This window comes from Synechococcus sp. R3-13 (assembly GCF_047462195.1).
Lineage (GTDB): Bacteria > Cyanobacteriota > Cyanobacteriia > Thermostichales > Thermostichaceae > Thermostichus.
The window spans coordinates 1-9,932 of the sequence record NZ_JANSIO010000077.1; the positions used below are offsets into that span (position 1 = coordinate 1).

General features: G+C 57.2%; 8 protein-coding genes. 5 read left to right on the forward strand and 3 right to left on the reverse strand.

Annotated features, from left to right (window positions below):
- Together NW856_RS02575 and NW856_RS02580 are read left to right on the forward strand one after the other, a co-directional pair.
- The coding region (locus tag NW856_RS02575) for a hypothetical protein (RefSeq protein WP_414398940.1) at positions 1-1,531 on the forward strand (1,531 nt) is incomplete at its 5' end.
- A gap of 134 nt (positions 1,532-1,665) precedes the next feature.
- Positions 1,666-2,337, forward strand: coding sequence for a DUF1614 domain-containing protein (locus tag NW856_RS02580; RefSeq protein WP_414398941.1), 672 nt, complete (start codon positions 1,666-1,668; stop codon positions 2,335-2,337).
- Here the strand turns inward: NW856_RS02580 and NW856_RS02585 are convergent.
- On the reverse strand, positions 2,334-4,508 hold the full coding sequence (locus NW856_RS02585; protein ID WP_414398942.1) for a caspase family protein: 2,175 nt from the start codon (positions 4,506-4,508) through the stop codon (positions 2,334-2,336). The two genes, NW856_RS02580 and NW856_RS02585, sit on opposite strands and share 4 nt — an antisense overlap.
- Before the next feature lie 266 nt (positions 4,509-4,774).
- Positions 4,775-5,653 (reverse strand): lysostaphin resistance A-like protein, encoded by an 879-nt coding sequence (locus tag NW856_RS02590; RefSeq protein ID WP_414398943.1) that lies wholly within the window; start codon positions 5,651-5,653, stop codon positions 4,775-4,777.
- A 212-nt stretch (positions 5,654-5,865) separates the two neighbouring features.
- Between NW856_RS02590 and NW856_RS02595 the strand changes: the two genes are divergently transcribed.
- Positions 5,866-7,785, forward strand: a complete 1,920-nt coding sequence (locus NW856_RS02595) for an ABC1 kinase family protein (RefSeq protein WP_414398944.1) — start codon at positions 5,866-5,868, stop codon at positions 7,783-7,785.
- On the opposite strand, the gene NW856_RS02600 is transcribed toward NW856_RS02595, so the two are convergent.
- The gene (locus NW856_RS02600; protein WP_414398945.1) at positions 7,782-8,180 is read right to left on the reverse strand and encodes a hypothetical protein; all 399 of its coding nucleotides are present in this window, start codon (positions 8,178-8,180) and stop codon (positions 7,782-7,784) included. The genes NW856_RS02595 and NW856_RS02600 overlap by 4 nt on opposite strands.
- Positions 8,181-8,689: 509 nt before the next feature.
- On the opposite strand from NW856_RS02600, the gene NW856_RS02605 reads away from it, so the two are divergent.
- Positions 8,690-9,580, forward strand: coding sequence for a prephenate/arogenate dehydrogenase (locus tag NW856_RS02605; RefSeq protein ID WP_414398946.1), 891 nt, complete (start codon positions 8,690-8,692; stop codon positions 9,578-9,580).
- Positions 9,581-9,648: 68 nt separating this feature from the next.
- A partial coding sequence (locus tag NW856_RS02610) for a cytochrome c biogenesis protein CcdA (protein WP_414398947.1) occupies positions 9,649-9,932 on the forward strand: 284 nt, incomplete at its 3' end.

The window sequence follows — 9,932 nt, forward strand, 5'->3', positions numbered from 1 at the left end:
TCCTCAAAATATTATACTATATAGAATTTTTGTATTTCTTTCACGGTTCTGGCATCAGCGGTTATCCTTAGTTCCAACTCCTTCTCGCCCAACGCTCTCTGTTGTCATGGCTAAGCCCTTTAACGTCCACATCGTTACTGCTCTCGCGGCTGCCGCCATTGCCTCTCTGCCTCAGCCAGCTTTTAGGAGAGCTCTCACGGTGGCTCTTGTAGCAGGAGCTGGCAGTGTAGCGGCTCAGAAAGTAGAGCGTAACAAATCACTGGCAGGATCCCAGGCTCAAAGAGGTCAGGTTGTCTTAGAGCTGCCTCGTCCTTCCTTTGAGCAATTTCAGGAAACGGAGGATCAGCTTCTACAGAAGGATGAGGAAACCCAGAGACAGGCACCAGAGCAGCTACAAAGCGCTCAGGCAGAGAACCTGGAACCGGGGAATCAAGCTGCACAAAAAGAGGAAGAGATCCAAAGACTGTTAGTGGATCTGCAAAAATGGCGGCAGTCCGCTACAAATTTGTCTCAGCAAGTTCAGGAAAAAGAGCATCTGCTGCGTAGTAAGCAAGACGAACTTGCACAGCTACAAGCTCGGCTTCAGCAGAGCAATGAGCAAATCCAGGCTCTGAAAGCGCAACTGGCTCAGCAGGCTCATTCGATTGAAAAGCTTCAGCTCCAGGAGCAGAGAATCAGGGATCTCTCTCAGCAAATAGAAGAAAGGAAGCAGCAACTACGCAATTACGAAAGCCAGCTCTCTGAACTACAAGCTCAGCTCCAGCGGAAGAACGAGCAAGTCACAAGCCTGGAAGCTCGGGTAGCTGAGCAAAACTGCCTGATTGAGAAGCTCCAACTCCAAGAGCAAAGAGCCAGGGATCTCTTTCAGCAAATTGAGGAGAAAGAACAGTGGCGGCAAAGTTACGAAAGGCAGCTTTCAGATCTGCGACGCCAGCTTCAACAGAAAGATGAAAAACTACAAGAATTAGAGATAGAACTAGAAGACCGGAACCAAAAGATCAAGAGTCTTGAAGAGGAGAGAGATTTTCTTAATTTAAGTGTAGAAGGTTTTCAAAAGACTCTGTCTGTGCAGTACCAATGCAAAGGGGATAAACGTTACAGAGAGCAGATCTTATCAGAATGTGATATAGTATTAAGGCTAGAAAATGAGAGAGACTTTTACCCACAAGAGGCTAAGAGCTTTATCCTGGAAATTCTACGCAGGGCAATTAACCAAGTGCACCAAGAAAGTCGAGTTCAGCATATCCTTAAAGACTTAATCCAGAGTAACGATGCATGTGAGGGCGACAGTTGCCGCCAAAGCATTAGAGAATTCGTAGACCACTGGTTTTGTGACTACCGAAAATGGAGTAATCGTGCCGAAAAAGAGCTTCAGAATTTTGGTTTTGAGCTTGTTTCAGAATCCCCTCACATCAAGATTTGCTTTTATGGGGATCGACGTTATTTGATTACCCTGTCTAAGACTGCTGGAGATTGGCGTGCCGGTCTTGAAATCGCTCATGATATTCGCAACAAAATCTTCGGCCTATAGACTGAGTAAAGCCGATTGCAGACTTATTTCTCATTCAAAGGATAGAGATCCCACTGGTTACAGACCTTGCCCGAAAAAATCACACTCAGTCTTGATAGGCTGGAGCTGACACCCGAGCGCCAGGGATCCCTGCCATGTTCTACTTACCGGTCTCGCTGTTGTTGTTTGTAGTGCTGTTGCTGCTGCTGCCGCTGGTTTGGTTGGGGTTGGCGGTGGATGTGGTGGCGCTGGCAGTGGGGAAATTGGGCTTTTCCCGAGATGGGGCGTTGTTGCTGCTCTTGGCAGTGCTTGTGGGCAGCTCGGTCAACATTCCCCTCTATCGAGTGAAATGCGAGGTGACGCTGGTGGAGGACTTAGCCAGCCTGTGGATGCGGCAATTCTGGGGGATCCCTTTGACCAAGCTTTCCCAGGAGACGGTGATTGCCTTAAACGTGGGCGGGGGGCTGATCCCGGTGCTCTTGGCCCTATACCAATTTGGGCGGGCCGATAGCGTGCTGATCCTGGCGGTAACGGCGCTGGTAACCTTGGTCAGCTACTATGCTTCCCACGTGGTGCCGGGGATCGGCATTCAAATGAACCCCTTGATTGCCCCGGCTACGGCAGCCTTAGCCGCTCTGTTTTGGGCAGGGGACCAGGCACCGGCAGTGGCCTTTGCTGGTGGAGTTTTGGGCACGGTGATCGGGGCAGATCTCCTGCATCTGCCAGAAGTCCTGCGGCGCAACTGCTCTGGCATTCTCAGCATTGGTGGGGCCGGGGTTTTTGATGGCATTGCCCTCTGCGGCCTGTTTGCCCTGCTGCTGAGCTAGACCAGGAGATAGGTGAGGGAAAGGGTGATGGATTGGGCGGGATCCAGCCAACGCAAGTCGGGATCCCCTAAGGACTCCGTCCCGCTGGCGCGATCGGGGGCACGCTGAGTCAACTCCTCGAGGAGCGTTTGCGTCCATTCCAGCGGCCCATTGAGCAACATCGGCGAACGGGCTACCCCCAGCCTGCGGGCCATGGCTTTGAGGGCTTCCAAGCTGGCCGACAGGGGGCGGGTGCTGGCCACAAACAACAGCTCCGTCAGCCCTTGGGCATGACAGGTGAGCAGGTCGGAGCTCACAGCAGAGCGCAGCTCCCCATCGACTTCCGGCAAGGGTGGCAAAGTTAAACTGCCCTTGGCTTCCAGGCGAAGAGGTGCGGCCAAGTTGTCCTGAGGCGTGGGGGCAAGCAGGTGCAGTTGTCCGGTCGGATCGATCAGCAACAGGTAGCCGTAGAGATCCTGCTCGCTGTTGTTGCGAAGGGTGAGATGCAAGGGATCCCCCCGCGTAAACCGCTGCATACCCACCTCAGCAGGAGCGGAAGTTGCGGACTGGACAAGGCGTGCCGCCAACGAGGGAGCTAAGGACTCCGTCCCGCTGGCGCGATTGGCAGCTCTACCTTTGACAGCCAACTCCGCCACCACTGCCAAGGAAGAGGAAACAGCATTGAGAGTGGTGCGCAAACGTTTGGCAGCCAGCAGATGGGCAAGACGGGGAGCTAACCGCTGGACGGCCATTGCTGCAGCCTCTCCTGCTGGGCCACAGGAATTCAGGAGCAATTCTCGCCCCGGCCAGAACAGGCTGTAGCTGTTCACTTCCAGGGGTTTGAGCAGGGTATCCGACCGTTCGCGCCAGCGGGACGGAGTCCTAAAAGCAGTGGCCATTTCCGGGGTGATGCGGCCCAACAAACAGTCCACCTGTCGCTCGCGGGGGTTGGCCGTTTCCATCCAGCTGTAGCCGGCAATGGCATTGGTCAGATCCACCTTTTCAATGCGGCCCAGGTTCTCCTCTAGGCCAACCAAAAGCTTGAGCGTGCTGGAGAGGCCGCGCAGCTGCTCCCGCAAAGGTGTGCCCACAGGGGGAAGCTGCCCTTCCGGACTGGCCATCTGAACCTGAGCCAACAGCCCACTGCGAGAACGCATGAGCAGCGGCGTCGGCGAAGAGGCGGAAGGATCGGCGGGAATGGGAACCAAAAGAGTACCCGGCTGCAAACCACACAGGGCCGCCGATGGGATCCCGCCTAACCACACCTGAGCCCGATTTCCCTTCACTTCTTGAACTACCCCGCTGACCCCTGCCGGTGTGGGCATGAGAAAATAGGGGTGGATGTGTCGAGCAGTGTCTTTGCCTTCCAAGGTGGGGCGTTGGCAGGCGAAGAGGCCCAGCTCCCGCCGGCTGACCACCTGGTTAAAGGCCACCAGCAGACGGGTGGCAGGCGTGGTTTCCCACAGGTACTGCGTCAGCAGATAGGTGAGTACCCCGGCATAGAATCCCGGCCAAGCAGCTTCTGCTGCCAAGTCTTGCGGGGTGGTGGCCGAAATCAGCAAGCCCTTGGGCGGAGACGGCCAAACCCGCTGGGGTTCCGAGGAGTCTGGGATGGCGGCTGGGGGACGGGAACGCAGTTGCAAGTTGCCTCGCACCGACGGCGAGACATAGGTAAAGCCACAGTCCAGAAGGGTGGTGATCTGGGCAGTGCCCAAGCCTTCCAAAAGCCGGAAAAAGCTGTCTAGCTCCATTGCTGCCACTCCCTCAGAGCCAGACAACAGCAGCACCGGCTGCCAACAGTTGGGCGCGGATCCCAGCCGCCACTGGCCATAGCCGCTAAACTGCACCACTACCGTTTCAGCCGTGTGACCTTGACCCCCCAAGTGCTCTGCAAAGGCCGATTGGATCCCAGCCGGCGTGGCTGCCCCATCGGTAAGGGTGAGAATGTCTGCCGGGTCAAAACCAAAGCGATAGAGGAGTAGCTCCCGCTGCAACTCCACATCTGTCAAACACCCTTGTAGCGCGGATCCCTCGCCAAGGTAACGGTTAATGCCGATCAAAATAGCCAGCTTGCGGGAGCCAGCCGCCAACGCTTGCCCATATCGCTCAGCCCGGCCCATCAACCAGCCAGGGGACAGGCCAAGACCGGCAGCAACCAGGAGGAGTTTTTGCAGAAAAGACCGCCTTTCCATGTTGACCCTCTGGGCTGACCCCCGGCCCAACGACTACCCCATCGGCCAGCGAGCCACAGCTAAACTTTGCACTGGAATCTGTTGCTGCCTATTTCAGGATATCCCCATCCACACAGCTTTTTCCCGAGATCGAGTGACAGTTTTTGGCGTTTTCTTTGCATTCCTTATCAATCAAACCTCCGCTACTTCCCATGGGGATCCCACGGCAGCGCTCTTCTGTCAGACAAGTCCGTCAGACAGGAGGGAAAGTGTGAGGAAGTCAATACTCAGCGGTTCAGGAAATAGGGCAAGCAAGCCCCACGCTCCGGCCAATGGAAGCGGACGAAGGGAACCAAAATGAACCCAGCTATCCCCAGACAGAACAGGCCAAAGTAGAGGTGGAAAGCCCCGACTGGATCAGCTGGTTCCATCCTTCCCCCTCCTAGGGATCCCAGCGCTAAAGCCAAGAGATTGTTCAAGGCATGAGCCAAGACAGGCAAGGTCAGGGAGCGAGTCTGCAAGTAGAACAGGCCCATCACCAAGCCGAACACCGTCAACCCGACGGGGTTGGGGTGCAGCAGGCCAAATACCCCAGAAGAAGCCAGTAGCCCTCTGGAGAGGCCCCACTTGAGGCCCCAGCGGTGTAGCAAGATGCCGCGAAACAGCCACTCCTCCGTTATGGGGGCCACCACCCCAATCGAGAGCCAGCGCAACCCCTGATACACCTGCGGCCAGGCCATTTCTCCATCCTCTTCCCCCAGTGAGTGCAGCATCGACTCCGCCAGCTCCGGCGCAGGCAGGGATACCAGGTAGAGCATCAACAAAGTTGTGCCCAGGGAGAGCACCAGCAAAGCCGGCACCACCCGCAGCAGGGATCCCCAGGGAATAGCAGCCCGCCAGTTGCCCCACAGCCGCCTCATCTGCAGATGGGCTTGCTGCCCCCGCCGCCAGCTCCAAATACAGGTGAGGACAAAAGTGGAGCAATAGACCAGGTAGGCCAGCAGTGGATCATCCGGTGGGAGATGCAACATCTGGGCCAAAGCCACGGCTCCCAAACCCACGCCCAGGTTGATCACCAAGAAGGCCAACAGCAGGTGGCGCGCCTTAAGGGCTGCAAATCCGGTCGAACTCGGCTCGGCAGGCCGTAGAGGGGGGGATCCAGACACAAAGGCAGAGATCGCGGTTTTCCCATTTTAGGTTTGGCGGGGATCCCCAGAGGTGGGCTGCTGTCAACTCCTCAGGGAGAAGACTGAAGATCCTTATTCCGAAGGTTCGTCCCGCCTTTTCAAACCCAATCGAGCAGGCTGGTGGCTGTCTCCGAGGGTCGCCAGGCTGAGCCAGCAAGTTAAGATGTGTTACGGAATCCGTTGGGGCATCTATGGGCGGAACACCGGTAGTGACAATAGCAGCGAGGCAGGATGGCTTGGGTTCTGGGGCTGTCTCCATCCCTCCGGCAGATCTGGGGGTGGTTCCTGAGCCAAGCTTGCGTTACGACCCAGAGCAGTTGGCCAAGCAATATCGAGGGCGCTGGGATCTGGTGGTGCGGCGCCTGTTTCAGTTGATCACCCCCTTTTTGGGCTTGTTGGCCTGGGTGTTTTGGGATCGCTGGCGGGGAGTAGAACTGAAGAATCGCCCGAAACATGCGGCCCGGCTACGGGAGATCCTCACGGAATTGGGGCCGACGGCCATCAAAATCGGCCAAGCCCTCTCCACCCGTCCCGATCTGGTTTCGCCCCTATTTCTAGAGGAGCTGGCCAAACTGCAGGATGAGCTGCCCCCCTTTGACAATGCCATCGCTTTTGCCCTCATCGAGTCGGAAATCGGCAAACCCGTAGACAAAATCTTTCGAGAAATCAGCCCCGAGCCGATTGCCGCCGCCAGCTTGGGGCAAGTGTACCAGGCCTACTTGCACAGCGGGGAGAAAGTCGCCGTCAAGGTGCAGCGGCCCGACTTGATTGGGCGCATCTCTCTCGACATGTATATTGTCCGCAGCCTGGCCGCCTGGGCCAAACGCACTTTCCGCCGCATCCGCAGCGACCTGGTGGGCATCGTCGATGAGTTTGCCGGGCGCCTCTACGAAGAAATGGACTACACGCAGGAGGGCCGCAATGCCGAGCGGTTCCTGGCGCTGTACCGTCACCCCTCCATCTACGCTCCCAAAATTTACTGGGAGTACACCCGCACCAAGGTGCTGACGATGGAGTGGATTGATGGCATCAAGCTGACTCAGGTTGACAAAATCGCTGCTGCGGGGCTGGATGGACGGCACTTGATCGAGATCGGTGTCAATTGCTCCCTCAAGCAGCTTTTGGAAAATGGCTTTTTCCACGCCGATCCCCACCCGGGCAACCTCTTGGCCATGTACGACGGGCGGCTGGCCTATATCGATTTCGGCATGATGAGCACCATCGCGCCCCATCAGCGCTACGGCCTGATCAAGGCGATTGTGCATTTGGTAAACCGAGACTTTGCCGGGCTGGCCCAAGACTACGTGGACTTGGAGTTCCTGGATCCAGATACCGACCTGACTCCCATCATCCCTGCTCTGGAAGCTGTCTTCGCCGAAGCGATGGGCAAATCGGTCTCCGAACTGAATTTCAAGAGCATCACCGATCGGCTCTCGGGGGTGATGTACGATTTTCCGTTTCGAGTCCCTGCCTACTACGCTCTGATCATCCGCTCTTTGCTCACCCTGGAAGGGATCGCCATCGGCCTGGATCCCAACTTTAAGGTGTTGAGCGTGGCCTATCCCTACGTGGCTCAGCGGCTGCTCACCGACCCGGCCCCGGAGCTGCGCGTATCTCTGCGGGAGCTGCTGTTTAACCAGGGGCAATTTCGCTGGAACCGCCTGGAGAACCTGCTGCGCAACGCCGTCAACAGCGAGGATTTTGACCTGCAGGGATCCCTGGAAAAGGCCGTTGATTTTATCTTTTCTGAGCGGGGCGCTTTCCTGCGGGAGCGCCTAGTGGATGTGCTCTTTTCCAGCTCGGGATCCCAGGGTGGCTCAGATGGCTTGGCTCATTTGCAGCGTCTGTGGGAACTCCTCAGCAGCAACCCGAGCTTTCAGCCGCTGCAGCTTCTGCCGATTGTTGCCAAGGTGGCTGCCAAACCGGAAGCTCAACAACTGGGCCGTCAATTGGCCTCCCGCTGGTTGCAACGCTCGGCAGCTCGCCTCATCCGCGACCTGCTATTGCCGGATACAGAAAAGCCCAGTTCACCCTCTTCCCTCAACGGGCGTGGCGGGATCCCTGGGCCAGCAACCTCTGCTTCTACCGCTCAACTTCCCCTTCCGGCCTAGCTCAGGTGCTCTTGGGGGGCAGTATCGCTGTTGGGGTTAACAGAGGCCAGAGCCAGCGTAATCCACTCGGAAAATTCATCGCGGCGGAAAACCTGGGGGCGGGAGCGGGGGCCAAAACGCAGCAGGCTGGGCATGCCGTGCTCCTTGAGTCGAGACTGTAGCCAGGTGCCCACACCGGTTTTGCCATCGTTGGGCATTTCGGTTTGGAAGTCACTGTACATCAACAACAACTGGCTGCGAGATTGGAGCACCGCATTCTCTTGAATTAACTTCGGCAAGGAGAGGTTGGTGGCTGAGACTGCCCCTTTGCTCCCTTTGGCCGATTCACGACGACGGTCGCGCGGGCGCGGGTTAGTGCTTTCACGGCTCTTGCGGGTTTTGGGTTCACTAGGCATAGAATCTCCTAAACGACAGAGTGCTCCCCAACGGGGGTTAAAGCGGGAACTCGCAGGCCAAAAGCCGAGCCCGCTGTGAAAGTGGCTCGATGGGTACAGTTCTGGAGAATCGCTGAGAAGAGGGACACCTGCTCTTGAGTAAGCGAAGAAGAACTGCGCTGAGCCGGCACGAAAGGCTGGGATCCCTTCGGCGCAACAGCAGTCCACAGCGGGCCGAGCTCCTGCCAATACATCCAAGGCCTGCCCTTGTTTTTCCTGTCGGAGGCCAGTTTGGCTACCACGAATCCGCAGGGCAAGCAAGCCCGGATGTTACCCCTATATTGACTTAAAAATGGACAAGTGGACAGTCCCTGGCCGAGAATTTAGCTGCTGCGGCGGGAGCTTCGGAAGGAACTAGGCTTGCCCGCCGGTGGCGAGTATCGCTGAGCTACGGGAGCAGCCTCCTACTACACCTGGAAGCGGTTGTTGGTGGTGTCCAAAAAGGGGTTTCACTGGCTTACTGAGATACTATGCGCATTGCCATTGTCGGGTTGGGGTTGATTGGCGGATCCCTGGCCCTCAAACTGACCGAAAAGGGATATCCCGTCTGGGGGATAAGCCGCAACCCGGCCACCTGCAAACAGGCTCTGGAAAGGGGCGCTGTCCAAGGCTGTGGAACCGAGTTGGCCCAGTTGGCTCGCTTTGATCCGCAAATGGTGCTGATCTGTACCCCTCTGGAGCAGGTGTTGACCACGCTAGCCGCCCTGTTGCCTTATTTGTCGGCAGAAACCGTGGTGAGCGATGTCGGCTCGGTTAAGCAGCCCATCGTTGCTCCGGCAACCGAATTGTGGCCCTGGTTTGTGGGGGGGCACCCCATGGCCGGCAAAAGCCTGCAAGGGATCCAAGCGGCAGAAGCCGACTTGTTTCGGGGGCGGCCCTACGTGCTCACTCCCATCGCCGAGACCCAACCTCAGGCTCTCGATGCGGTGAAAGAACTGATTGCTGCTGTTGGCGCAGAAGCTGTCCTCACGGATCCCGCACGCCATGACCGAGCGGTGGCCTGGATCAGCCATTTGCCGGTTATGGTCAGCGCCAGTTTGATCGCAGCGGTTAGCCAAGAAGGGGATCCCGCGATTCTGGAATTGGCCCGCACTTTGGCCAGCAGCGGATTCCGCGATACCAGCCGTGTTGGCGGAGGGATCCCGCAATTGGGTTTGGAGATGGCCCGCCACAACCGGCAGGCGCTGCTGACTGCCCTGCACAGCTACCAAGCCCAGTTACGACAGATAGAGCGGTTGATCGATGGCGAAAAGTGGGACGAATTGCTCCGGGTGCTGCAACGAGCTCAACAAGAATGGCAGCAGTTCCCGGTCAACCATCCTCGCGAAATTCTCCACAACCTGGGCGGTGGGAATGGATAGCAAAGATATCTTGAACGGGCTCGGGGATCCTTCATGCTACCTTGGGCTTATGTTGACAGATTGAGCTTATGTTGAATGCGGCTCAGCTCTGGCTTTACCACCTAGAACAATGGGCAACTGAGCTGGTTCAGTTTCAACTGCAGCACCTTTCTCCCGTTAGTCTGTTGGTGGTGGGTCTGGCGGGCTTGCTCACCAGTCTTTCCCCCTGCACGTTGTCTATGCTGCCGGTGACCATCGGCTACATCGGCGGCTACACCCCCGCTTCTGAGGAAACGGCTGGGGAAGGGCGGCGGCAAGTTTGGGCTCAATCTTTGGGTTTTGCGGCTGGGGTGGCTTTTACCCTGACCCTGCT

What these genes read in the sequence shown, in the direction of transcription:
- NW856_RS02580 (WP_414398941.1), top strand. Translation starts at nt 1,666, where the DNA reads ATGTTCTACTTACCGGTCTCGCTGTTGTTGTTTGTAGTGCTGTTGCTG.
- NW856_RS02585 (WP_414398942.1), bottom strand. Translation starts at nt 4,508, where the DNA reads ATGGAAAGGCGGTCTTTTCTGCAAAAACTCCTCCTGGTTGCTGCCGGT.
- NW856_RS02595 (WP_414398944.1), top strand. Translation starts at nt 5,866, where the DNA reads ATGGGCGGAACACCGGTAGTGACAATAGCAGCGAGGCAGGATGGCTTG.
- NW856_RS02600 (WP_414398945.1), bottom strand. Translation starts at nt 8,180, where the DNA reads ATGCCTAGTGAACCCAAAACCCGCAAGAGCCGTGAAAGCACTAACCCG.
- NW856_RS02605 (WP_414398946.1), top strand. Translation starts at nt 8,690, where the DNA reads ATGCGCATTGCCATTGTCGGGTTGGGGTTGATTGGCGGATCCCTGGCC.